Below are 23,809 nucleotides of genomic sequence, written 5' to 3'. Positions count from 1 at the left end.
AACCAAAAGATATGTAGTTTCAAAGCTAAGAATTTAGAGTTATTAAAGTCTCACTCTTTCGATTTTTGATATTTTAATATTTTCCGCAATGTAATGTAAGATTATATGGGGAAGTGTTAACGAAGCTAAGCCAATAAAAATAATTTTCTCAATCGAGTTTTCAAGAAAGTCGAATTTTATTAAAAAAAAAAAACTAATAAATAAAATAAAAAAAGTTATTAAAGTCAAAAATAATGATTGTTTAATAAATATTTGAAAGCCTCTAAATAAATTTGGATTGAGTTCATTAGAAATTAGAAGAATATTTTTAAGAGAATGCATGAAACAAAAATATAAAGTAAATGCAACAATCGGAGTAAATAAATAAAATATAATTATTATTAAAAAAATTTCAAAAATAATTGAAGAAAAATCATTTCTATTTAATTTTTTTTTAAAATAAAAATATAAATAAAACAGTGACTGCATTAGTAAATTTAGTATTAAAATAAATTTTATATAATTATTAGATAACAGCACGTAATCTTTTGAAAAAAGAATTGTATTAAAAATTAAGTTAGTTTTTTCAAAATTAAAAAATAACGGTAAAAGTATAATTAATGAACCTTTTAAGAAAAAAATAAATAAATTGATCTTGTATTTTTTATCTAAATAGATCTCCAAATCTTCTTTCCCAAAATGCAAAGAAGACACAGTTAAAAAAATTATTAGTGAGATTAATGGATTTAAATACCAAATTAAAAAAACTAAAATAGCTAATGCGATGTAAACAAAATAAAAAATAAATTTCCATTTTTTATATTTATTAAAAAATAATTTTTCACCAGCTTTTCCATCGTATGCTCCGTGAGAGACGCCAACTGTTGCTATTAATAGAAAACAAAAAATATATATGTATGTAGATGGTAAATCTAAAAAAAAATTAATTACAGCTAAAATACAAATTAAGAATAAAAAAAAAAAATTAATGTTATTAAAATATTTTTTTAAATTATAATTCATCTATTAAAAATTTAATAATTTTTTAAAAAAAATTAATTTAGGCATACTTAAAATTATTTTTATATCTTGAATAAAACTACTATTATTAGATAAAAAATTTACAATATCTTTTGCATTGTTTTTTTTAAAAAGTCTAAAAAAAATTTTGTGCATATTTCCTTTTTCCTCAAGCAAAACTTTAATAAATATCTTATCCAAAAAGTTATATTTTGATTGTATTTGAGTATTGCTAATAATTTGATTTTTAATTAACTTTTGTACTAATTCTTTTGTAAATTTTTGAATATTTAGGAATGTGTAACCAGTGCTTTTTCTTGTAAGATTTGCTGCGGCTCCAATTTTTATTACCTTTTTATAGCCTGTCTTTTGCTGATAGTGAAACATTGGTATGGAGCCCATTTCATTGTAGCCAAAAGTATATTCTTTTTTATAATTTAAATTCTTTTGAATATATTCATTAATCTCTGAAATATATTGATCTTTTGTATAGTTTTGTTGATCCGAAATCCAAGTTGTCTCAATAAATATTTTGTTGTCACTCAGAGGCAGAGTGTAAAAAAAATGCGTCCAATTACCTTGCTCACAATTAAAGTCCATAAGAGTAGGGTTTCTATTTAAATTTATATTTTCTTTAAAATTTACTTCGCAACCATAGAAGTGCTGATAGATCTTAGCGTCACTACGGTTGTTAATTTTTAATGAACTGTCAAAAACTAAATTTGTCTTAAATAGCTCATTTTTACTTTTGATTATTATTTGATCATTTTCTTCACTAATTTCATCGACGGTATGGTCTAAAAATAATTTAATATTTTTATTATCACTTATACTTTTTAATATTTTATTATAAAATTTTTCACTATCCACGGATTGATAAGTAAATTCTCTGCAGTCTAAAATTATTTCCTCATTACCTTTAACTATTACCTTATCCCATTGATTTAATAGACAGTCAGAAAATGAATGTTCAAAAACATTCCAATATGACCAAATTTTATCTTTGCTAAATTGCTTTCTTTTGTCAAAAATTGCACAGGTTTTATTTTTTAAAATATTACTTTTATTCATTTCGTATAAAAGAGAAAGGCCAGAACAACCCGCTCCTATAATTATAAAATCGTAGTTATTCATTAAGAATTGTTAATTTAATATTTAAAATTAAAGATAAAAGATGTTTTTAAAGTAATAAATAATTTTTCAAAAAAACCAACATATATTCTAGAATTAAAATATTTATTTAAATTGCTATTAATAATTTTTACTCCAATTCTTTGATATAATGAACTTGCAAGAAATATTGGAAATCTAATTGCCCGTGGTAAATATTTAATTCCATTATTGCCACTTTTATAAAATTTTTCAGACATAATAATAATTTTAGTAATAGCTGCAAACAATTTACTTCGATCAAAATTTTCATTAACTATGTCTTTCACTTTAATATTTTGTCTAAAAAATTTTTGAGGTAAATAAATTCTTCCTAATTTTGCATCTGTAACCACATCTCTTGCAATATTAGTTAATTGCATGGCTATTCCAAGATCAATTGCATGCTTTATTGCTTTAGGATGAGTTGTGCTAAATATATGAGCCATCATTGCCCCCACAGTGCCGGCCACATAATATGAATATTTAATTATTTCTTCTTTAGATTTAATTTTTACAGTTTTTGTATCTAATTTTATTCCGTAAAATAAGTCATTAATAAATTTATTTGGAATATTATATTTAATTTGAATTTTTTTAAATTGATTAATAATTATATTTTTAGATTTTACATTTGAATACTTTTTTATAAATTTATTAATTTTACTCTTTGAATTCTTATTATTATCAACAAGATCATCTGCAATTCTGCAAAAGGCATAAAGAATTGAACAGTCCGCAAATATATCTTTTTTTAAAAATTTACCTGCCCAATAAAATGATTTTCCATAATGTTTTATATAAAATTCTAATTTCATAGAATCTTAGGAACAATTCTGTCTAAAATTTTAGCAGAGGATAAAACACCTGGAATTCCAGCCCCTGGATGCGTTCCTGCACCAACAAAGAATAAGCCTTCATATATTTCAGATTTATTGTGAAATCTAAAGTAGGCAGACTGTGAGAATAGTGGTTGAATTGAAAATCCTGATCCGTGAAGTGTTCTGAGTTCTTTCTCAAAGTAGTCAGGCGTGATGTAAAAATCATTTTCTATATATTCTTCAATATTAGGCAATAAAGTTGAGCTTAATTTTTTTATTATTATTTTTTTAAATTTCTCTGCTTCTTCATTCCATTTTATTTTAGATAAGTTATTTGGAACCGGCACCAATACATAAAAACAATCTCTATCTTTTGGAGCCATAGTAGGATCTGTTGCTGTTGGTCTATGAAGATAATAACTTATATCGTCAGTTAATACTTTTTCTTCAAAAATTTTATTTAATAAATCTTTATACGTATCTCCAAAATAAATTGTGTGGTGCTCAACATCATTATATTTCTTTTTAGATCCAAAATAGTAAACAAATAATCCCATTGAATAATTCATTCTTTTTATTTTTTTTTCAAATAAAAATGTATTTTGTTTTTCATCTAATAAATATTTATACACAAATGGAGGATCCGCATTACAAACAACAATTTCTGCATTAATTGTTTTATTGCTTTTAGTTATAACTCCAGAAATCTTTTTTTTGTCTGTTATTATTTTGATTACCTCATCATTTTTAATAATTTTAACTCCAATTTCATTCATTAGTTTTTCCAGTCCAGTAATAATTTTTCCTGTGCCGCCTAAAGCATAATGAACTCCCCATTTTTTTTCTAAAAATAAAATTAATGCATAAATTGAAGTTGTTGAAAATGGGTTTCCACCAACTAAAAGAGGATGGACACTGAAAATTTTTCTTAACTTTTCGTTTTTTAAAAATTTAGATACAAATTTATATACAGAAAGATAACTCTTAAGAATTAACAAAGCAGGTATTTGTTTTAACATAAAAAAGAAATTAGAGAACGGTTTGTCTGCCAACTCTAAATAGCCTTTATTAAATATTTTCTCTGAAAATTTTAGTAATTTCTCAAATCCAACAATATCTTTAGAATCAACTTTTGATATTTCTGATAAATTGGTTTTATGATTATCAGTATAATTAAATTTGGATAAATCACTGAATATAAATTGGTACCAAGTTTTTAATGGTACAATTTTTACATAATCATTAATATTTTTTTTAAAAAGTAAAAATAGTTCTTCAATAAGATACGGAGCCGTTATTACGGTAGGACCAGCGTCAAATGTGTATCCATTTTTATAAAATGTTCTTGCTCTTCCCCCTAAATCAGAATTTTTTTCAATCAAAGTGACATCATAATTCATGGCTCTCAATCTAATTGCCGATGCAATTCCTCCAAAACCTGAACCTATAATTATTGCTTTTTTGCTCATTTACTTACTGATTCATTAATACTTCTATTTTAACGCTAATTATAACTGTAAAAACGTTTGAAAATCATTGATTTAATTAAATTTAATTTTCTTTTAAAAAATACCAAATTACTTTAGTTTTAGCCTCACTTAAATTAACAAACAGAGGATTTAATGAAAACAACTCTTCTACAATCTAGTGATATTACTGGAATTACATTCTGGTTAATATCAATGGCCTTGTTAGCTAGTACGTTTTTCTTTTTCATAGAAAGAAATTCAGTAAAAGCTTCTTGGAGAACGTCAATGACTTTATCAGGTCTAGTTACAGGTATTGCATTTGTGCATTACATGTACATGAGAGAAGTCTGGGTAAGCACAGGTACATCACCAACAGTATTTAGATATATTGATTGGTTATTAACAGTTCCGTTATTAATGATTGAATTTTACTTTATTCTTTCAGCTGTAAAAAAAGTTTCTTCAGGAATTTTTTGGAGATTATTTTTAGGAACATTAGTTATGTTAGTAGGCGGATATCTTGGCGAAGCTGGATATATGAATATTAACGCTGGTTTTATTATTGGTATGGCCGGATGGATTTTCATTTTATATGAAATTTTCTCAGGTGAAGCTGGTCGTGAAGCAGCAAGACTATCAGGTGCCGCAAAAGATTGTTTTGAATTCTGTAAATGGATTGTAACAATCGGTTGGTCTGTATACCCATTAGGATATCTTTTTGGTTATATGACAGGTTCTGCAAATGAGGTTACTTTAAACCTTGTTTACAACTTGGCAGACTTTATTAATAAAATATTATTTGGTTTAGTTATTTACAAAACTGCAGCAAGCTTAACGCCTGCTGGAAGTAAGTAATAATAATTAACTAATTTTTAAAAAGGCCCTCAAGATTTTCTTGGGGGCCTTTTTTATTTAAGCTAATAAAATTCTTATTTAAAAGCAAATTGCTATCTTTATAAGTAATCCCATTTTTAAAATCTTTTTTTAGGAAATAAGCACCATCAAGATCTAAAAAATTACAATACTTTGCAAGTGTTAAGGCAGGAATAATCGATAACGACGAACTGACCATACATCCTAATAAAATTTTTTTATTTTTTGTTTTTAAAAATTTAATAATTTCAAGACTTTTACTTAAGCCACCAAATTTATCTAATTTTAGGTTTATTACCTGGTAGTACTTTAAAATTTTATTTTTATTGTTAATGTGAAAAGACTCATCGGCGCAAAATAATATTTTTGTTTTAATATTTACAAGTTTATAGTCTAAGCCATATTTAAATGGTTGTTCTATAATAATTACATTTAATTTTTCTAAATCTTTAATAATTTTTTTTAATAGTATAAAATTTAAACCTTCATTAGCATCAATTATTATCTTTGATTTAGGACATTTTTTATTTATAAATTTAATCGTCTTTAAAATGTTATTTTTATTAACTTTTACTTTAATAAAATTAACATTTTTAAATTTATGAATTATTTTCTCAAGCTTTTCTTGGCCAAATATAGGAATGGTAATTGAAGTTTGGTATTTTTTACTTAAATAATTTTTTTCATTTTTTTTTATGTTAAGGTGTTTAAAAGCTAATTCTAGAGCTGTTCTTAAGGATAAATATTTAATTTCTTGAAGTCTATTTTGTCTAATTAGTCGTGTGATCTCATATTCATTGTTTTTTAAATGTAAAAATATTTTTTCTTGAGTTTCTCCATATCTTTTGTAAGGAACGCATTCTGCAAAACCGCTTCTATCGTTTTCTGTAAGCTTTATTATTATCGTTTTTATGAATTTTTTGTTTTCTCTTGATATTCTAAAAGAATCTTTTAAAAAAAATTTTTTTTTAACAAATTGTAATTTTAAAAACATAAATTCACTGTTATATGATCTAAGGTTTTTAATTTAATGCCAAAAATTACTTATATAGAACATAACGGAAAAGAACATCAAATAGAAATGCCAGTTGGTTATTCAATAATGGAAGGGGCCATAAAACATTCTGTTCCAGGTATTGATGCTGATTGCGGTGGTTCTTGCGCTTGTGCAACTTGTCATGTTTATGTTGATGATAATTTTTTAAACAAAATTCCAAAGGCCCAAGAGTCAGAGCAAGATATGATTGATTTTGTTCAAGACGCAGACAAGTCGAGCAGACTAAGTTGCCAGATTATTATTACAAATGATCTTGATGGTATAGTAGTCAGGATGCCAAAAAAACAAAGTTAATATGACAATTAAAACCGACGCTGTAATCATTGGGGCAGGACCTGTTGGATTGTTTTCAGTTTTTGAACTTGGTATTTTAGGTCTTAACGCTCATGTTATTGATAATTTAGATAAAATAGGCGGACAGTGTATAGAGCTTTATCCTGACAAACCCATTTATGACATCCCCGGAGTTCCAGATTGCACAGGAGAGGATCTTATAAAAAATTTATCTGCACAAATAAAACCCTTTAAACCAGAGTTTCATCTTAACCAAAGAGTTAACGAATTAAAAAAAAATAATAAATTATGGCAGGTTATTACAAGCGATAATAAAATTTTTGAAACACCTAATATTATTATAGCTGGTGGAGTTGGGTCTTTCGAGCCTAGAAAAGTAGATATTAAAAATGCTGAGAAATTTGAAGGAAAAGGTTTTTACTATTCCGTTAAAGACAAATCTAAATTTAAAGATCAAACAGTTGCTATATTTGGAGGAGGAGATTCGGCTCTAGATTGGACTTTAGAGTTATCAAATATCGCAAAAAAAGTTTATTTAGTTCATAGAAGAGATGATTTTAAGGGAGCGCCGCATACATTAAATAAGATTAAAGAAATTGCTAAATCAGGAAAAATTGAAATTAAAACCTTTTATCAACTCAAAGGAATTAATGGAGATATAAAATTAGAAAATATTGAAATACAAAAAAATAATGAAGCAATGGAAGTTTTAAAAATAGACTCAGTAATAGCTTTTTTTGGACTTAAGATGGAACTTGGTCCAATTGCAAATTGGGGATTAAATTTAGAAGAGAAATCTATTTTAGTTAATACAAAAAATTTTCAAACTAATGAGGAGGGTATCTTTGCTATTGGAGATATTTGTGCTTATCCCGGAAAGCTTAAGTTAATTCTATCTGGATTTCATGAAGGCGCTTTAGCAGCTAGAGAATGTTTTGCTAGAGCAAGACCAAATGAGAATTTTGTTTTTCAATATACAACATCATCCACCCAGATACATAAACGCTTAGGAATTAAATAGTTCTTTTTTAAGAAGAGTTTTTTTCGTAAAGAAAAAAAAGAGTGAAGATAATTAATGTATTAGCTATAGCCACTGGCAACAAAAGTAATAAAAAAGTGTTTTTAAAAAAATAAAATATCAACGTTGAATATATTAAGAATAATATAGACAATCTAATAGTGACCTCTTTTCTAAAGGTTGAGATGATCAGCAGAGAATGTCTAATAAGTTTTAAAAAACTCATTTTAGTAGGACCGTGATATCTAACTCCTCTTATTGAGGGTATATCTGTTTTGTTTTTTATAAATTTAGCAACAGTTCCAGAAAAACTTATAAAAAGATTTTTATTAGAAACTATTAAATTTAAATCTTGCTTAGGAATGCACATAAAATTTCCAAATTTTATTGAATAACCAGTAAGAACTAGAGTTAAAATTTTATGCAAATGATAAGATAATTTAAAAAATGCACTTTCAGAACGTTTAATGCGATTTGCAGTAATAGTTACAGAAGGAATTTCAATAGATTTTAATATTAATTCTTTTACTTCTTCAGGTCTATCTTCACCATCTCCATCCATAACAATTAGATAATCAAAATCGTTTTTTTTACTTAAATAATTAATTCCACTAGCAATACTTTTGCCATGACCAACATTTTTTGAATTTTTAATTATTTCTATGTCCGCAAATGAATGAAACTCTATTTTTTTATCTAATAATTCCGTCGAACAATCATCAATTATTAAAATCTTTATATGACCAAGATTATTAATTTTTAAATCATGTATCTTGCTTAAAAGATTAAAAAGAGATTCCCAGTCATTAAAAACTGGAATTAAAATTTTATAAGTTTTCATTTATTTAGAAAATAAAACATACATCATGATTGTCTATTTTTTTATATACAATATTTTTAATATTTATATTTTTTCGATTACATAAATTTGGACCAATATCCTTCGCAATAATAACTGCTGGCTTTTTATAAAAATTATTATTCTCTTCCAAAAAGACTTTTGGTCTATTACTTAAGTGATAAGATAAATTTCCAGCATACCATTCTGAAAATCCAACATTAGATATTTCGTCTTTAGAAAAAGCTTTCCAATCTTTTTCAATTTGTAATGCTATTTTTTTCCCTTCATAACCGGTTCTTGAATCATTATATATTGATCTTAAGGAATATAATGTTGGCGATACGATTAAGAATATTATTAATAAAATATTAAAACTTTTTAATTTTTTTAAATTAATACTATCTTGATATAAAAATATAAAAAAAACTCCAACTAAAGAATAAAATGGAATCATCCACATTGTTCTTATTCTAGAGCCCGTAACCATTGAGGTTATTAAAATTAAAAAGAAAGGAAGTAAAAAAGAAAATAATAAAAAAATAAATTTTTGATTATCAAAAGGTAGTTTAATTTTTATTTTTTTTATTAGTAAATAAATTAATAAAAGAAATGGCAATAAGATCAAAATTTGACTCATTAAGAATTTAAAAGGATTTAACAAATGATTGTAAATATTAAATTCATTTAACCCTCCGCGTTTAAGAGCGTAATAAATAGTAGTAAAATCATTTTGGATTAACCACTGAAAATGAGGAGCTGTTATTAAGAAAAAAATTAGTACCGTATATAAAAAATTAAAATTAATTTTTTTTCTAATAAAAAAAATATAAATTAAATAAAAAAATAGAGATATTAATAAATATGCAAAAATATACTTTGTTAAAAAACCAAGAGCAGAAAAAGTGCCTAAGAAAATCCAGTCCGCAATTTTATTATTTTTTATAGATTTAAGAAAAAAATATATCGTCCCAATCCACAAAGGTATTTGGCAAATATTTACGTTAAATTGAGGCGTCTCAAATGTGTAAAAAGCAATACCTTCTATTGTTAAAACAGATAAAAGAATTTGAATTTTTTTTTTTAAAAAAAATGAAGACAGTTTCCATAAAAATATAAAAGAAATGACAATAAATATTTGGCTTAATAAATAATAAACCCAATCTTTGTTCCCAAAAATTTTAAAAAACAAACCTGGAATCCATGCGCTTAAAGGCGGATGTTTATTGTAACCTAAGTCAAAATCTTGTCCCCATGCCAACGCTTCAATTACATCTAAGGGTAAATTTTTATTAGAAAAATACGGTACGAGGGTCCAAATAATTAAATGATAAAGACATAATAGATAAAAAATTTTTTTTTCTTTACCAGGTTGTATCATTAGTGATGATTTAATTGATTCAATGCAACTTGACACTATAAAAAAGGCACTTATATTCACCCATCCTAATGGCTACAAAGTTACCAAAAAATTACACACCCAGCGCTAAAGAAAAGTACATGTGCGCAAAACATAAAGAGTATTTCAGAAGAGTTTTGGAAGAATGGAAGAAAGAGTTAGCTCTTCAAAATGATAAAATACTTTTTAATGAATTGGATGATAACGATACTTCCGCTGATGTTGTTGACCAAGCAACTTCGCAAACAGGTAAAGCTATCGAGATGAGAACAGTAAATCGAAATAAAAAACTTATTTCTAAAATAGATAAAGCTGTTAAAAAAATTAAAGACGATACTTATGGTTACTGTGAAGAGACAGGTGAAGAAATAGGTTTAAAGAGATTAATAGCCAGACCAATAGCAACTTTGACTGTTGAAGCTCAAGAACGACACGAGAGAGAAGAAAAAATATTCGCAGACAGTTAGGAAACTAGAGGAATCTTTTCTCCTAAATTTTCAGGATCATAACCTTTTATAACAGCGGGTCTTTTAGAAATTTCTTCGTACCATCTAGATAAGTTCTTATATTTTTTAATTCCAATCCCATGCCATTCATGACGACATAACCATGGAAAAGTCGCGATATCAGCAATTGTATATTCATCGCATGCTAAATATTTATTCTTACTAAGCTGCACATCTAAATATTCATAAATCTTCTTTGCAAGTTCTAAAAATCTATTTTCAGCATACTCGCTTTTACCTTTGTTAAATTTATAAAAATAATGAAGCTGACCCAACATAGGTCCAACAAAACTTACTTGAACCATTAACCATTCATTAATATTTTTCTCATATTTTTGAGGGTAAAATTTAAAATTATTTTTTTTAGCTAGAAAAATTAATATAGCACCAGATTCAAAAACAGTTTCTTGATTGTCAATTATAACTGGAATTTTATTTAAAGGACTTATTTTTAAAAAGTTTTCTGAGAATTGTTCGTTATTAGTAATATCAATTCTAGTTAATTTATATTTTAACTCTAGTTCCTCTAAAAGAATGGAAATTTTTCTACCATTAGGTGTTGGGTAATAAAACAACTCAATCATATAAGCTATTTGTTTTATTTAAATAGTTTATATAAGTACATATGAAAAAAATTTTGTATTTTTATAGTGTTGCATCTCCATTTGCTTATCTTGGAAACAAAAGATTAATAGAAATTTCAAAGAAATATTCAGCGGAAATTATTGAAAAACCAATTGATTTAGTAGGAAAAGTTTTTGTCGCAACAGGAGGAGTTCCTGTGCCACAGAGACATATTTCAAGACAAAACTATAGACTATTAGAATTAAAAAGATGGGGAGAGTTTTTGAATATAAAAATTAATCAAAAACCAAAATTTTTTCCTCCCAAAGATCCTCACACACCAACACTGTTTTGTTTAGCAAGTATTGATATGGGAATTAAAATGGAATTTGGTTTTAAAGTTTTAGAACAATTGTGGGCACAAGAAAATGATATTTCAAATTTAGAAACACTAAAATTAATAGCAAGTGAGTTAAAAATTAATTTTGAAGATTTAAATAAATTGGCAATGTCAGATAAAATTAAAAAAATTTATGAAGCTAACACCCAAGAAGCTATCAAAATGAATATATTTGGAGTTCCAACTTATGTTTATAATAATGAAATGTTCTGGGGTCAGGATAGACTAGAGTTATTAGAGCATTCTTTAAAAAAAAATTAAAATTCTTTTTTGATGAAGGAAAGTTTAATTAATAAACTTAATAAACTAAAAAATTCTTTTTTTATAAAAGAAAATTTAAATAAAAATTTTAAAAATATTTACTTAAAGATTGCAGAATTAATTTTCCTAAAAAAAGCTTCTTTAAGAAAACCTTTAATTATTGGTTTAGCTGGAGGACAAGGTTCAGGAAAAACAACATTTGCCCAGTTTTTAAAATTAATTTTAGAGGATAGATACAATTTAAAAACAATGTCAGTTTCCATTGATGATATTTATAAAACTAAGAAGGAAAGAATAAAAATATCAAAAAAAATAAATAAACTATTTCTTATAAGAGGAGTTCCGGGAACTCATGACGTTAATTTTTTAAATAAGTTTTTTACTGCAATAAAAAAAAATTCTCTTAATAAATATTTTTTAATTCCAAAATTTGATAAATCCATAGATGATAGATTGCCAAAAAACAAATGGCATTATGTAGATAAAAAAATAGATATATTTATATTAGAAGGATGGTGCGTAGGAGCTAGAGCTGAAGAGAATAATCGTAATTTAAAAAGACCTATTAACAAATTAGAGGCCTCAGAAGATAAAAATTTCAAATGGAGATTTAATGTTAATCATCAATTAAAGAATGATTATAAAGAATTATTTTCATTTATTGATTTAATGATTTATTTAAAAGTTCCAAATTTTAATAAAGTTTTAACCTGGAGAGGTCTGCAAGAGAAAAAATTAGCTTATTCAAGAAAAAATATATCTAAGAATAAAAATAAAATAATGTCAGAGAGTGAAATTAAAAGATTTATAATGTTTTATGAGAGAATAACTAAAAAGATGCTCATAGATATGCCTAAATTTGCTGATATAATTGTACCCATTAGTTCAAACCATCAACCTAAAAAAATTATATTAAACTAGATGAGTTTTTTTAAAAAATTTTATTTTTTAATTTTTTTTATAAGCACGAGTGCTTATGCAGTTGAAAATATTAATAAATCTTTAATAGCTGCCTACTTAAACAATCCAAAACTTAACGCTGAAAGAGAAAGAACTAAAGCTGTTGATGAGAATTTAGTTCAAGCTTTTAGCGCGTTTAAACCAACCGTTACTATCTCTGCTTATAAAAGTGATACTGATAGTTCTAAAATAACAACTTCAACAGGTTCTTCTTCACCTTCAACTAATGCTCAGACAACTGCAAAATCAATTACCATTGAACAAAAAATATTTAATTTTGATGATATGTATAATTATCAAAAAGAAAAAAGTTCCGTTGAAATAGCTAGATATACTTTAAAAAAAGTAGAACAAGATGTTCTTCTAGAAGCAGTGGAAGCTTATACGGGAACACTTCTTGCTCAAAAGAAAGTTATTTTTAGTAAAGAAAATCTAGACTTGTCTGAAAAGCAAGTTGAATTAGATAAAAGTAGGTTGGAGCGAGGCATAATTACAATTTCTGACTTGGCACAATCAGAAAGTTCATTGGCGGCAGCACAATCTAATTTATTAAACGCTGAAAATGAATTGCTGATTACTAAAAAGAATTTTAAAAATATTGTAGGTTATGATCCTGTAGATTTAGAAGAAATAAATAATTTAAATTTAACTTTACCTAAATCTTTAGAAGAAACTTCAGTATTTGCACAAAAAGAAAATCCTATTTTAAAGATTTCCGAATTCTCTCTTAAAAAAGCTGAAGACGAACATAAAATAGCTATAGCTGAACTTTCCCCAACGTTTAGCTTGTCATTGGACATAACTGATTATGACGGCTACAGTTCAAGCGTAGACAAAACAAAACAATCAGTTGCAAAAGCACAAGCTTCAATTCCTCTTTATCAAGGAGGAAAGCAGACCTCATTAATTATACAAAAGAGATCTTTGTTAGATAGCGCTGAATTAGATCTGCAAACTTCTAAAAATATTGTGGATAGAGATTCTTATTCTGCATGGTCTAATTTTAAACTTGCAATTAGTAATTTTGAATTAACAAAGTTAAGAGTAAAAGCATCCGAAATTGCTTACGAAGGTATTATTCAAGAGTATGAGACTGGATCAAGATCAACATTGGATGTCATTACATCAAGATCTACATTGCTTGAATCAAGAGTAAATAATGCAATTTCTGATAAGGACAGAATTGTTTCTCAATTTAAGCTTTTGTCTTCAGTAGGTAATCTTACTGCAAAAAATTTAGCTTTAGAGACAAAACTTTACGATCCTAACAATTATCCAAATAAGAGCTGGATAAGACATATTTTTTAGTAAAAAATACATATATTTCAACTATTTATTAATATAATTGAATAAAAGAACAAAATGTGTACATTTGTTTTATTGAGTCGTTAGACAATAAATTAAATTAAAAAGGAATAAAATGACTAAAAACACACTTAAAGTAGTAAATACAGAGAAGACAGAAGATAAAAAAGAAAAGCAAAAAGCATTAGACGCCGCGATAAGTCAGATAGATCAAAATTACGGAAAAGGCTCTGTAATGAGACTAGGGCAGTCTAGAGTTCTTGATATTGAATCTATATCAACTGGATCATTAGGATTAGATCTTGCACTTGGAATTGGTGGTCTTCCAAAAAGTAGAATTGTCGAAATTTATGGACCAGAGTCATCTGGAAAAACTACTCTATCATTACAGGTTATTGCTGAAGCGCAAAAAAAAGGTGGAATTTGTGCATTCATTGATGCGGAGCACGCTCTTGATCCTGTTTATGCAAAAAAATTAGGTGTTAACACAACTGAATTATTAATTTCTCAACCAGATACAGGCGAACAAGCACTTGAGATCGCAGACACTTTAGTTAGATCGGGATCTATTTCTGTTCTAGTTGTAGATTCTGTGGCCGCTTTAACACCTAGAGCAGAGCTAGAAGGAGAAATGGGAGATCATCATATGGGATTACAAGCTCGATTAATGAGTCAGGCTCTAAGAAAGTTAACAGGCTCAGTTTCTAAGACAAACACTATGATTATTTTTATTAATCAAATAAGAATGAAAATAGGAGTTATGTTTGGTAGCCCAGAAACAACTGCTGGAGGAAACGCGCTTAAATTTTATTCGTCTGTAAGATTAGACATTAGAAGAATAGGAGCAATTAAAGACAAAGAAGAGATAATTGGTAACCAAACACGAGTTAAGGTTGTAAAAAATAAAGTTGCCCCTCCATTTAAAGTAGTTGAGTTTGATATTATGTATGGTGAAGGCATTAGCAAACTGGGAGAAGTTGTTGATTTAGCAGCAAAAGCAAATATTATAGAAAAAGCTGGAGCATGGTATTCCTATAAAGGCGAAAAAGTAGGACAAGGTAGAGAAAATGTTAAGCAATACCTAAAGCTAAATCCAAAGATTGCAGCTGAGATTGAAATGGCAGTTAGAACAAATGCTAAACTAATTTCAGAAAAATTAAGTGATCATTCAGAGAATATTCCTGAAGAAAAAGAAGACAAGAAAGAAGATAATTAAGCTTAGTAAATCTAAAGATAAATATTCCTAATACGTTAATTAAAGGCGCTTTTAAAAAGGCGCCTTTAGCATTCTAGACATATATATAAAAAGTTGTATCTATAAGTAGATGGGTACAAAAACACTTACAGAATGTAGAAGCACTTTTAAGAATTTTTTTGCAAAAAATTCTCATCAGGTAGTAGATTCTAGTCCTTTAGTTCCACAAAACGATCCAACATTAATGTTTACCAACTCAGGAATGGTTCAGTTTAAAAATGTTTTTACAGGTTTAGAAAAACTTCCTTTTAAGAGAGCAACAACTTCTCAAAAATGCGTTAGAGCTGGAGGGAAACATAACGATTTAGAAAATGTAGGTTACACGCCGCGACACCATACTTTTTTTGAGATGCTTGGAAATTTTTCATTTGGAGATTATTTTAAAGAATCCGCAATTAAGTTTGCTTGGGAATTAATTACTAAAGACTATGGAATTTCTAAAGAAAAGCTAACAGTAACGGTTTTTCACGAAGATGATGAGGCATTTAATTTATGGAAAAAAATTGCAGGCTTGCACGATAGTCGAATTATAAGAATTAAAACAAATGATAATTTTTGGTCTATGGGAGACACAGGCCCTTGTGGTCCTTGTTCTGAGATTTTTTATGATCATGGAGAACACCTAAAAGGAGGGCCTCCTGGTTCTGTAGATCAAGATGGAAATAGATTTGTAGAAATTTGGAATCTTGTATTTATGCAATTTGAACAAATTTCAAAAGATAAAAGAGTTAATTTACCAAAACCATCGGTGGATACAGGGATGGGGCTAGAGAGGATCGCAGCAGTATTGCAGGGCACTCATGATAATTATCAAATAGATTTATTTAAAAATATAATTAGGTCAGCAGAAAATTATGTTAATATAAAAGTTTCAGATAAAAATATACCCAGCTACAGAGTTATTGCTGATCACTTAAGAGCAACAGCATTTTTAATAGCAGATGGAGTTCTACCTTCAAATGAAGGAAGAGGATATGTTCTAAGAAGAATTATGCGAAGAGCTATGCGTCATGCATTTACTTTGGGTTCAGATTTACCAGTTCTTTATAAAGTTCTTCCAACTCTTATCTCAGAAATGAGCTCTGAATATCCAGAACTGAAAAGAGCAGATTCTTTAATTTCTGAAAATTTAAAGTTAGAGGAAGAAAGATTTTCTATAATGCTTAAAAACGGAATGAAAATATTAAATACAGAAATTAGTAATATAAAAAATAATAAACTTTCAGGAGAATTAGCTTTTAAATTATATGACACATATGGATTTCCGTTAGATCTTACTCAGGATTTTTTAAAAGATAAAAAGATATCCGTAGATGAAGATCAATTTAATATTTTAATGTTAGAAAGTAAAAAAATTGCTAGAGCTTCATGGAAAGGTTCTGGCTCAGATCAAACTTCAAAAATATGGTTTGAACTTAAGGAAAAGTGCGGTCCTACGGAATTTTTAGGTTACAATTCAGAAGCTTCGCAAGGAGTTATTTTATCAATAGTTAATGTTGATAAAGAAATTGATAGTTCAAATAAAAATTTAGATTTAGCTCTTATCTTAAATCAAACTATATTTTATGGTGAGTCTGGAGGACAGGTCGGAGATAAAGGTTATATTTCTAATAATAATTTTAAATTTGAAGTAACAGATACAAAAAAAATGTTTGGTGATCTTTATATCCACTATGGAAAACTTATTTCAGGAGAGATTAAAAAGGGCGATCAGGCAGATCTTAAGATCGATTCAGTTAAAAGACAGAACATTAGGGCCAATCATTCAGCAACACATTTACTTCATGAATCATTAAGAAGAATCCTTGGAAAGCATGTTGCTCAAAAAGGATCGTACGTTGGTCCAGATAGATTAAGATTTGATTTTAGTCATAACAAACCAATAACCGATGAAGAAATGATCAAGATTAATGATTGCGTTAATAAAATTATTGAACAAAAATCTGATGTTCAAACTAGACTTATGACTCCAAAAGCTGCTGTGACTGAAGGAGCGTTGGCATTATTTGGTGAAAAATACGGAGAAGAGGTAAGAGTTTTAACAATGGGCACTGATGACAATAAAGCTTTTTCCATAGAATTGTGTGGTGGAACACATGTTAAAAATACACATGAAATTGGAAGATTTTCAGTTGTGAGTCAGTCTCCAGTTGCAGCAGGAGTAAGAAGAGTTGAGGCTTTAAGAGATGCTCAATTAGCAGAGTACTTAAAAAACAGAGCAAATGAAAAAGATGAAATCAATCAAAGCAAAATAGCTCAAATAAATGAATTAGAAAAAAAAATAAAAGATTTAGGAGGCAATATTAATGAAATTAAAGAAGAAGATTTTTCAGCAAGAACCATAGTTTTAAAAAAAATTTTAGAGGATTTAGAAGTTAAAAATATATTATTAGATAAGAGTAAAAATACAATTAAAGATATTAACCACAATAAAATTAGCATCAGATTTCAAAAATTATTAGATTATCCAGTAAAAAGAATTCAGAATTTTATTGAAGAACAAAGAAAACAATCAATTAAACAAATCATTATTTTATATTCTGTAAATGATGGAAAAGTTACGGTAGCAGTTGGAGTAACCAATGATTTAATTAATGAATATGATGCTTCAAAATTAGCTAAAGAAATAGGAGTAATTTTAGGTGGAAAAGGTGGAGGCGGAAGAAAAGATTTTGCTCAAGCTAGCGGTGGCGCAAATAGTTCGAAAATCGAAAGTTCTTTTGAAGAAATTTTAAAAAAAATTAATTAATTTAATTCTTTTTTAAGATTAGAATTTATAGTTTCTAAAAATTCAGTTGTAGTTTGATATTTTTCATCTTTATTAATTAAAACAGCAAGATCTTTTGTCATATATCCTTTTTCTACGCTGGCAACACAAACTTTTTCTAAAGTATTAGAAAATTTTATTAATTCGCTATTTCCATCCAACTTTCCTCTATGTGCTAGTCCTCGTGTCCACGCAAAAATAGAAGCTATAGGATTTGTAGATGTTTGTTTTCCTTTTTGATGTTCTCTATAATGTCTAGTTACAGTTCCATGAGCAGCTTCAGCCTCAACAGTTTTTCCATCAGGAGTCATTAATACACTAGTCATTAAACCCAAAGACCCAAAACCTTGAGCAACAGTATCTGACTGAACATCACCATCATAATTTTTACAAGCCCAAACATATTTTCCACTCCACTTCATAGCGCATGCAACCATGTCATCTATTAATCTGTGCTCATAAGTGATTCCGATTTCATTAAATTTTGATTTAAATTCTTTTTCATAAACTTCTTGGAAAAGATCTTTAAATCTCCCATCGTAAGCTTTTAGGATTGTATTCTTTGTAGATAAATAAACTGGCCATTTTCTTAAAATTCCATAATTCATACATGCTCTTGCAAAATCTCTTATTGAATCATCTAAGTTATACATAGCAAGCGCAACACCTGGACTTGTAAAATTAAAAACTTCATGCTCAATTATTTGTTTATTATCTTCTGAAATCCATTGAATTTTAAGTTTACCCTTTCCTGGAACTTTAAAATCTGTTGCTTTGTATTGATCTCCAAAAGAATGTCTTCCAATCACTATAGGATCTGTCCAAGAAGGAACTAATTTTGGAATATTTTTACAAATAATAGGCTCTCTAAATATAGTCCCGCCTAATATATTTCTGATAGTCCCATTTGGAGACTTCCACATTTTTTTAAGATTAAATTCTTTTACTCTTTCTTCATCTGGAGTGATTGTTGCGCACTTAACTCCAACACCATACTTCTTAATTGCATTAGCAGAATCAATTGTTATCTGATCGTCAGTTTTATCTCTACTTTCCATGCCCAAATCAAAATATTTAAGGTCTATATCAAGATAAGGTAGTATTAGTTTTTGCTTAATAAAATCCCAAATAATCCTTGTCATTTCATCGCCATCAAGCTCAACAACAGGATTTTTTACTTTAATTTTTGACATAATTTTTTTGATATTAATAAAAAATATTTTTATATAGTATGTTTTTAACTAATTAAATAATTATGTTAGATATTATTTTTCCACCAATTCATAGAGAAGGTTATAGAATGCTAGTAATAGCAGTGATAGTTACTATGCTATTAATTTTAATTAACAAACTTTTAGGCGTTATTGGATTTATTTTAACAATTTGGGTTTATTATTTTTTTAGAGATCCAGAAAGATATCCTATTAACGATGATAGTTTTTTAGTTAGCCCAGCTGACGGAGTGATAAGTCTAATAGTAAATGTTAGAGGTCCAAAAGAACTTAATATGGAAAATAAAGAATATCAAAGAGTGAGCGTGTTTATGAATGTTTTTAATTGCCATGTTAACAGAGTTCCTATTACCGGAATAATAGATGAAATATTTTATAAACCAGGAAAATTTATTGACGCTTCTTTAGATAAGGCTAGTGAGGACAATGAAAGAAATTTAATTAAATATTCTAATAACTCAGGGAAAACTTTTGCAATTGTTCAGATAGCGGGTTTGGTAGCGCGAAGAATTGTTTGTGAAGTCAAACAAGGTCAAAATTTAAAACAGGGCGATAGAATTGGAATTATAAGATTTGGTAGCAGAGTTGATCTTTATTTTGACAGTGATTACAAACTTTTAGCAAAACAAGGACAGACGGTAGTTGCTGGAGAAAGCTTACTAGCAAAAATTTAGATAATATATTTTTTAAAATGATCCACCCGAGATATGTAATTCCAAGTATTATAAGTATTTTAGGTTTATGTGTTGGTATTAGTTCAATTAAGTTTGCTCTTAATTCTCAATTTGATTATGCGGTAATAGCAATTACTATTGCGTCAATCATCGACACAATAGATGGAAGAATTGCAAGATTAATAAAAGGAACTTCAAAATTTGGTGCCGAATTAGATTCATTAATTGATTTTATTAATTTTGGAGTAGCGCCAGCAATCACAGTTTATATATGGATTTTAAAGGACTTGGGGAATGCTGGTTGGTTATTAGTTTTATTTCACTCAGTTGCATGTTGTTTAAGGTTGGCAAGATTTAATTTAGGATCAAAAACAATTAATGAGAAATGGAGAGAAAATTTCTTTACAGGAGTTCCATCGCCAGCAGGAGCGGGAATATTGCTATTACCATTAATTTTATCATTAAGTGATTTTTCGTCTAATTATGATTATAAAAAAATAGCTATAATTTTTATAATAGCTTCAACTTTTTTAATGATTAGCAAAATTCCAACTTATTCACTAAAGGGAATTAAAGTAAGTAGACCTTTCTTGATTTTTTTATTGTTATTAATTGCTGCCTATTTTGGCTCGTTAATCAATTATCCTTTTAACACCCTTTTAGCCACAGGTTGCTTTTATTTATCATTAATACCAATTAGTTTTGTACATTTTAAAATTATAAAAAAGCGATCTTCAAAAGCCACTGATAGCTTGATTTCTGAAGACTTTATTTAAAGGCAAGTTTTAGATTATTTCTTTTTCAAGCAAGTCAATTTGCTCAATAATAATTTTTGGCGAAATTAAATTTACATTTTTGGAATTGAATAATTTTTGACTACTTAAAATTTTGATATTATTTGCTTTTGGGGCAAATTTATCGGATGAGGTTGGACCAAATATTGTAATCATAGGAATATTAGCTAAAGAGAGTAAATGCATAACGCCATTATCAATTGAGATTGCGTAGTCCATCCTTTTTGCCAATAAGATTAATAAACATGGATCGTTTAAATTGCTATTGAATTCAGGAAAAATAATATCTTTTAATTTGCTTTCCAGTTCTTCTTTAAGTTTGAAATGTTTTTTTTCAATTAAAAAGACAGGTTTTTTGTTAATAGATAAGAGATATTTCGCCACATCTACAATATAACTAAGTGGTAATTTTTTTTCTCTATATAAATTTCCTTGGGTTATAGAAATTCCAACATATTTATTGCTCGGTAACAATCTATTTGCCTCATCAAAGTACAATTTTTTTATTAAATTTATATTATATTTCTTTAAAATAAACTTATTATCATTCAAGACATTTATGTAATTTGCAATTCTGTAAATAATATTTTTTTCTTTATTATCTATTTTAATCTTAGGTTGTAAAAAAAAATTATTAAATGTACTAGAAATAAAAATATTATGAGGTATCTTTTTTAAAATTATCGTATTCCTTAATTTAGATTGCAAATCTATAATTATATCAAAAAAAATATTATTTTCTTTTATTAATGAATTTAATTGAAAATAATGTTTTAACCTAAATCCAAAGTACATCAATTTAATTGGAGTTTTTTTTACAAAATTTAAGTTTAATTCTTTTAAAGTGTTGTCAAATAAATTGTTTTGATGAGCCTGTAGAAGGTAAATTTCATGATCTGTGTAATGTTCATGTAAAGACACTAATAAATTTATAATTTGAATTGTGTCGCCGATTCCCCCGCCAGAATTATATATTAATATTTTTTTCAATTGTTTATTAATTTGTTTTCAAAATATTCTTTTAGTGTAATTGTTTACTCAATTCCATATGGATAAAATACATAATAAAAAATTAAAAAAAAGTTCAAAACTTTGGATATCAAGACAAAATAATGACTTTTATGTTAAAGAAGCAAAAACAAAAGGATACAGATCTAGGTCTGCTTTTAAACTTATAGAAATTAATAAAAAATTTAAGTTTTTAAAGAACAATTTAAATATTATGGACTTGGGGAGTGCACCAGGAGGGTGGTCGCAAGTTTGTTCTGAGTTTAATAAAAATGGGAAAAACCTATCCATAGATATTTTAGCTATGGATAAAATAGATAATATTTTTTTTTATAAGAAAGATTTTAATGAAAATGATTTTTTAGATTTTGTTAATAATTTTTTTGATCAAAATAAAGTTGATATTGTATTGTCAGATATGGCTGTTAATACAACAGGAAACAAAGACTTAGATGCAATTAAAACCAATTCTATAGCTTTAGATGTCGTCAATTTATCTAGAGTTATTTTGAAACCAAAATCTTCTCTATTAGTAAAAATTTTTTGTGGAAAAGATGAAAATATTCTAATTAAAAACGCTAAAGATTCCTTTAAAAATATAGAAAGAATTAAACCAGATTCCAGTAGAAAAGAATCTAGAGAAATGTATTTATTATGTAGAGATTTAAAAACTATTTGACTTCAGGTTTTTAATATAATAAATTTATACATGGAAATCCCCGAAGCATTAACTTTTGATGATGTCTTACTCGAGCCAAGACATTCTTCTGTTTTACCTAAAGAGACTATAGTTTCTACTCAATTATCATCAACTGTATCACTTGGAATACCCCTTATTGCTTCTGCAATGGACACAGTTTCAGAATATAAATTGGCAATAGCTATGGCTCAATCAGGTGGTATGGCATGTATTCATAAAAATATGACTATAGAAGAACAGGTTAACCAAATTAAATTAGTTAAAAGATTTGAATCTGGGATGGTTATAGATCCTATTACGATTGATTCTGAAGCCTCGTTGTTTGAGGCAACAGAGTTAATGAAAAATCATAAAATATCTGGAATCTTAGTTGTTAACAAAAATCTTAAATTAGTTGGAATTTTAACCAATCGAGACGTTAGATTTGTAAATGATAAAAAAATTAAAGTTAAAGATTTAATGACCAAAGAACTGGTTACTGCAAAAGTTGGAACATCCTTAACTGAAGCAAAAAAAATCTTGTTTAAAAACAAAATAGAAAAATTAATCATCGTAGATAATAATTTTAAATGCAAAGGCCTTATTACTGTCAAAGATATTCAGAAATCCCAGATTTATCCTGAGGCAGCCAAAGATAAAAACGGATCATTGGTAGTCGCTGCGGCAGTCGGAACTGGACAAGAAAGTTTTCAAAGAGCAGAGCAGTTAGCAGAAGCCGGAGCAGATGTAATCGTTTTAGATACAGCTCATGGGCATTCAGTTTCTGTTTTAAAAACATTAGAGAGAATAAAAAAAAATATTAAGACAACGATAATAGCTGGAAATATAGCTACAGCTGAAGGAGCAAAAGCATTGGTTGATCATGGAGCTGATGCAGTAAAAGTGGGTATAGGACCAGGATCAATTTGTACTACAAGAATTGTTGCTGGAGTAGGCGTGCCTCAATTTACAGCAATATATAATGTTGCAAAATCAATAAAGAATAAAAAAATTAAAATAATAGCTGATGGTGGAATAAGATATTCCGGTGATATTGCTAAAGCCATAGGCGCAGGAGCGGATGCTGTAATGATAGGATCACTATTTGCAGGAACAGAAGAAAGTCCAGGAGATGTTTTTTATTACCAAGGCAGAAGTTACAAATCTTATAGAGGTATGGGCTCTATTGGAGCGATGTCGAGAGGATCCGCTGATAGATATTTCCAACAAGAAATTAATGATTCATTAAAACTTGTACCAGAGGGAATTGAAGGTAGAGTTCCTTATAAAGGACCTGTGAGAGCAGTTATTCATCAACTTATTGGAGGATTAAAAGCTTCGATGGGCTATGTTGGCGCTAAAAATATTTTAGAGTTAAAGAAAAAAGCAAAATTTGTTAAAATTACAAATTCAGGATTAAAGGAAAGTCATGTGCACGATATACAAATTACAAAGCAGTCGCCCAATTATCCATTTGAAAGTTAATT

At 27.6% G+C, this 23,809-nt stretch carries 23 protein-coding genes; 13 read left to right on the top strand and 10 right to left on the bottom strand.

Going from position 1 to position 23,809, the window contains the following annotated elements:
* Positions 1–42: 42 nt before the first annotated feature.
* The 4 genes from AC8GER_RS03685 to crtI are packed head-to-tail and all read right to left on the bottom strand — an operon-like array spanning position 43 to position 4,438.
* Entirely contained in the window at positions 43–1,002 is a 960-nt protein-coding gene (locus tag AC8GER_RS03685; RefSeq protein WP_506597525.1) for a Brp/Blh family beta-carotene 15,15'-dioxygenase, read from the bottom strand.
* Positions 1,003–1,005: 3 nt separating this feature from the next.
* Positions 1,006–2,133 carry a lycopene cyclase family protein gene (locus AC8GER_RS03680; protein WP_506597524.1) on the bottom strand — a complete coding sequence of 376 codons (1,128 nt, stop codon included), beginning with the start codon at positions 2,131–2,133 and terminating at the stop codon, positions 1,006–1,008.
* A gap of 14 nt (positions 2,134–2,147) precedes the next feature.
* Positions 2,148–2,966, bottom strand: a complete 819-nt coding sequence (locus AC8GER_RS03675) for a phytoene/squalene synthase family protein (RefSeq protein ID WP_506597523.1) — start codon at positions 2,964–2,966, stop codon at positions 2,148–2,150.
* On the bottom strand, positions 2,963–4,438 hold the full coding sequence (crtI, locus tag AC8GER_RS03670) for a phytoene desaturase family protein (RefSeq protein WP_506597522.1): 1,476 nt from the start codon (positions 4,436–4,438) through the stop codon (positions 2,963–2,965). The genes AC8GER_RS03675 and crtI overlap by 4 nt, the downstream gene beginning before the upstream one ends.
* Positions 4,439–4,591: 153 nt before the next feature.
* On the opposite strand from crtI, the gene AC8GER_RS03665 reads away from it, so the two are divergent.
* A complete protein-coding gene (locus AC8GER_RS03665) occupies positions 4,592–5,293 on the top strand; it encodes a bacteriorhodopsin-like (RefSeq protein ID WP_029168127.1) in 702 nt (233 codons plus the stop codon).
* Between the two features lie 10 nt (positions 5,294–5,303).
* Here AC8GER_RS03665 and AC8GER_RS03660 read toward each other — a convergent pair whose 3' ends face one another.
* Positions 5,304–6,305 carry an enolase C-terminal domain-like protein gene (locus AC8GER_RS03660; RefSeq protein ID WP_506597521.1) on the bottom strand — a complete coding sequence of 334 codons (1,002 nt, stop codon included), beginning with the start codon at positions 6,303–6,305 and terminating at the stop codon, positions 5,304–5,306.
* A 36-nt stretch (positions 6,306–6,341) separates the two neighbouring features.
* Here AC8GER_RS03660 and AC8GER_RS03655 point away from each other — a divergent pair, with 36 nt between their 5' ends.
* Positions 6,342–6,662 (top strand): 2Fe-2S iron-sulfur cluster-binding protein, encoded by a 321-nt coding sequence (locus AC8GER_RS03655; RefSeq protein ID WP_506597520.1) that lies wholly within the window; start codon positions 6,342–6,344, stop codon positions 6,660–6,662.
* Position 6,663: 1 nt separating this feature from the next.
* Positions 6,664–7,683 carry an NAD(P)/FAD-dependent oxidoreductase gene (locus AC8GER_RS03650; protein WP_506597519.1) on the top strand — a complete coding sequence of 340 codons (1,020 nt, stop codon included), beginning with the start codon at positions 6,664–6,666 and terminating at the stop codon, positions 7,681–7,683.
* A gap of 7 nt (positions 7,684–7,690) precedes the next feature.
* Here AC8GER_RS03650 and AC8GER_RS03645 read toward each other — a convergent pair whose 3' ends face one another.
* Complete coding sequence (locus AC8GER_RS03645; RefSeq protein WP_506597518.1) at positions 7,691–8,521, bottom strand: glycosyltransferase; 831 nt, start codon at positions 8,519–8,521, stop codon at positions 7,691–7,693.
* Between the two features lie 4 nt (positions 8,522–8,525).
* On the bottom strand, positions 8,526–9,899 hold the full coding sequence (locus AC8GER_RS03640; RefSeq protein ID WP_506597517.1) for a glycosyltransferase family 39 protein: 1,374 nt from the start codon (positions 9,897–9,899) through the stop codon (positions 8,526–8,528).
* Between the two features lie 68 nt (positions 9,900–9,967).
* Between AC8GER_RS03640 and dksA the strand changes: the two genes are divergently transcribed.
* A complete protein-coding gene (gene dksA / locus AC8GER_RS03635; protein WP_017969539.1) occupies positions 9,968–10,384 on the top strand; it encodes an RNA polymerase-binding protein DksA in 417 nt (138 codons plus the stop codon).
* Here dksA and AC8GER_RS03630 read toward each other — a convergent pair.
* Positions 10,381–11,007, bottom strand: coding sequence for a glutathione S-transferase family protein (locus tag AC8GER_RS03630; protein WP_506597516.1), 627 nt, complete (start codon positions 11,005–11,007; stop codon positions 10,381–10,383). The genes dksA and AC8GER_RS03630 overlap by 4 nt on opposite strands.
* A gap of 41 nt (positions 11,008–11,048) precedes the next feature.
* Here AC8GER_RS03630 and AC8GER_RS03625 point away from each other — a divergent pair, with 41 nt between their 5' ends.
* From AC8GER_RS03625 to alaS, 5 genes are all read left to right on the top strand, one after another.
* Positions 11,049–11,648, top strand: coding sequence for a 2-hydroxychromene-2-carboxylate isomerase (locus tag AC8GER_RS03625; protein WP_506597515.1), 600 nt, complete (start codon positions 11,049–11,051; stop codon positions 11,646–11,648).
* A gap of 12 nt (positions 11,649–11,660) precedes the next feature.
* The gene (locus AC8GER_RS03620; RefSeq protein WP_506597514.1) at positions 11,661–12,569 is read left to right on the top strand and encodes a P-loop NTPase fold protein; all 909 of its coding nucleotides are present in this window, start codon (positions 11,661–11,663) and stop codon (positions 12,567–12,569) included.
* Positions 12,570–13,916: a TolC family outer membrane protein gene (locus AC8GER_RS03615; RefSeq protein WP_506597513.1), complete on the top strand. Its 1,347-nt coding sequence runs from the start codon at positions 12,570–12,572 to the stop codon at positions 13,914–13,916.
* 112 nt (positions 13,917–14,028) lie between these two features.
* Complete coding sequence (gene recA, locus AC8GER_RS03610; RefSeq protein WP_506597512.1) at positions 14,029–15,129, top strand: recombinase RecA; 1,101 nt, start codon at positions 14,029–14,031, stop codon at positions 15,127–15,129.
* A gap of 109 nt (positions 15,130–15,238) precedes the next feature.
* A complete protein-coding gene (alaS, locus tag AC8GER_RS03605; RefSeq protein ID WP_506597511.1) occupies positions 15,239–17,917 on the top strand; it encodes an alanine--tRNA ligase in 2,679 nt (892 codons plus the stop codon).
* Here alaS and AC8GER_RS03600 read toward each other — a convergent pair.
* Positions 17,914–19,128 (bottom strand): NADP-dependent isocitrate dehydrogenase, encoded by a 1,215-nt coding sequence (locus AC8GER_RS03600; RefSeq protein WP_506597510.1) that lies wholly within the window; start codon positions 19,126–19,128, stop codon positions 17,914–17,916. The two genes, alaS and AC8GER_RS03600, sit on opposite strands and share 4 nt — an antisense overlap.
* A 62-nt stretch (positions 19,129–19,190) precedes the next feature.
* Here AC8GER_RS03600 and AC8GER_RS03595 point away from each other — a divergent pair, with 62 nt between their 5' ends.
* On the top strand, positions 19,191–19,841 hold the full coding sequence (locus AC8GER_RS03595) for a phosphatidylserine decarboxylase (protein ID WP_506597509.1): 651 nt from the start codon (positions 19,191–19,193) through the stop codon (positions 19,839–19,841).
* Positions 19,842–19,858: 17 nt separating this feature from the next.
* The gene (locus AC8GER_RS03590; protein ID WP_506597508.1) at positions 19,859–20,617 is read left to right on the top strand and encodes a CDP-alcohol phosphatidyltransferase family protein; all 759 of its coding nucleotides are present in this window, start codon (positions 19,859–19,861) and stop codon (positions 20,615–20,617) included.
* Positions 20,618–20,626: 9 nt separating this feature from the next.
* On the opposite strand, the gene AC8GER_RS03585 is transcribed toward AC8GER_RS03590, so the two are convergent.
* Positions 20,627–21,625 (bottom strand): glycosyltransferase family 9 protein, encoded by a 999-nt coding sequence (locus AC8GER_RS03585; protein ID WP_506597507.1) that lies wholly within the window; start codon positions 21,623–21,625, stop codon positions 20,627–20,629.
* Positions 21,626–21,683: 58 nt separating this feature from the next.
* Between AC8GER_RS03585 and AC8GER_RS03580 the strand changes: the two genes are divergently transcribed.
* The gene (locus tag AC8GER_RS03580; RefSeq protein WP_506597506.1) at positions 21,684–22,322 is read left to right on the top strand and encodes an RlmE family RNA methyltransferase; all 639 of its coding nucleotides are present in this window, start codon (positions 21,684–21,686) and stop codon (positions 22,320–22,322) included.
* Between the two features lie 30 nt (positions 22,323–22,352).
* Positions 22,353–23,807 (top strand): IMP dehydrogenase, encoded by a 1,455-nt coding sequence (gene guaB / locus AC8GER_RS03575; protein ID WP_506597505.1) that lies wholly within the window; start codon positions 22,353–22,355, stop codon positions 23,805–23,807.
* Positions 23,808–23,809: the final 2 nt, after the last annotated feature.

Source organism: Fontibacterium abundans (SeqCode) (genome assembly GCF_965235095.1).
GTDB classification, from domain to species: domain Bacteria; phylum Pseudomonadota; class Alphaproteobacteria; order Pelagibacterales; family Pelagibacteraceae; genus Fontibacterium; species Fontibacterium abundans.
Note: the sequence above shows the minus strand (reverse complement) of the source record. Positions and strands in the feature narration are given on the sequence as shown.

What these genes read in the sequence shown, in the direction of transcription:
- AC8GER_RS03685 (WP_506597525.1), bottom strand. Translation starts at nt 1,002, where the DNA reads ATGAATTATAATTTAAAAAAATATTTTAATAACATTAATTTTTTTTTT.
- AC8GER_RS03680 (WP_506597524.1), bottom strand. Translation starts at nt 2,133, where the DNA reads ATGAATAACTACGATTTTATAATTATAGGAGCGGGTTGTTCTGGCCTT.
- AC8GER_RS03675 (WP_506597523.1), bottom strand. Translation starts at nt 2,966, where the DNA reads ATGAAATTAGAATTTTATATAAAACATTATGGAAAATCATTTTATTGG.
- crtI (WP_506597522.1), bottom strand. Translation starts at nt 4,438, where the DNA reads ATGAGCAAAAAAGCAATAATTATAGGTTCAGGTTTTGGAGGAATTGCA.
- AC8GER_RS03665 (WP_029168127.1), top strand. Translation starts at nt 4,592, where the DNA reads ATGAAAACAACTCTTCTACAATCTAGTGATATTACTGGAATTACATTC.
- AC8GER_RS03660 (WP_506597521.1), bottom strand. Translation starts at nt 6,305, where the DNA reads ATGTTTTTAAAATTACAATTTGTTAAAAAAAAATTTTTTTTAAAAGAT.
- AC8GER_RS03655 (WP_506597520.1), top strand. Translation starts at nt 6,342, where the DNA reads ATGCCAAAAATTACTTATATAGAACATAACGGAAAAGAACATCAAATA.
- AC8GER_RS03650 (WP_506597519.1), top strand. Translation starts at nt 6,664, where the DNA reads ATGACAATTAAAACCGACGCTGTAATCATTGGGGCAGGACCTGTTGGA.
- AC8GER_RS03645 (WP_506597518.1), bottom strand. Translation starts at nt 8,521, where the DNA reads ATGAAAACTTATAAAATTTTAATTCCAGTTTTTAATGACTGGGAATCT.
- AC8GER_RS03640 (WP_506597517.1), bottom strand. Translation starts at nt 9,899, where the DNA reads ATGATACAACCTGGTAAAGAAAAAAAAATTTTTTATCTATTATGTCTT.
- dksA (WP_017969539.1), top strand. Translation starts at nt 9,968, where the DNA reads ATGGCTACAAAGTTACCAAAAAATTACACACCCAGCGCTAAAGAAAAG.
- AC8GER_RS03630 (WP_506597516.1), bottom strand. Translation starts at nt 11,007, where the DNA reads ATGATTGAGTTGTTTTATTACCCAACACCTAATGGTAGAAAAATTTCC.
- AC8GER_RS03625 (WP_506597515.1), top strand. Translation starts at nt 11,049, where the DNA reads ATGAAAAAAATTTTGTATTTTTATAGTGTTGCATCTCCATTTGCTTAT.
- AC8GER_RS03620 (WP_506597514.1), top strand. Translation starts at nt 11,661, where the DNA reads ATGAAGGAAAGTTTAATTAATAAACTTAATAAACTAAAAAATTCTTTT.
- AC8GER_RS03615 (WP_506597513.1), top strand. Translation starts at nt 12,570, where the DNA reads ATGAGTTTTTTTAAAAAATTTTATTTTTTAATTTTTTTTATAAGCACG.
- recA (WP_506597512.1), top strand. Translation starts at nt 14,029, where the DNA reads ATGACTAAAAACACACTTAAAGTAGTAAATACAGAGAAGACAGAAGAT.
- alaS (WP_506597511.1), top strand. Translation starts at nt 15,239, where the DNA reads ATGGGTACAAAAACACTTACAGAATGTAGAAGCACTTTTAAGAATTTT.
- AC8GER_RS03600 (WP_506597510.1), bottom strand. Translation starts at nt 19,128, where the DNA reads ATGTCAAAAATTAAAGTAAAAAATCCTGTTGTTGAGCTTGATGGCGAT.
- AC8GER_RS03595 (WP_506597509.1), top strand. Translation starts at nt 19,191, where the DNA reads ATGTTAGATATTATTTTTCCACCAATTCATAGAGAAGGTTATAGAATG.
- AC8GER_RS03590 (WP_506597508.1), top strand. Translation starts at nt 19,859, where the DNA reads ATGATCCACCCGAGATATGTAATTCCAAGTATTATAAGTATTTTAGGT.
- AC8GER_RS03580 (WP_506597506.1), top strand. Translation starts at nt 21,684, where the DNA reads ATGGATAAAATACATAATAAAAAATTAAAAAAAAGTTCAAAACTTTGG.
- guaB (WP_506597505.1), top strand. Translation starts at nt 22,353, where the DNA reads ATGGAAATCCCCGAAGCATTAACTTTTGATGATGTCTTACTCGAGCCA.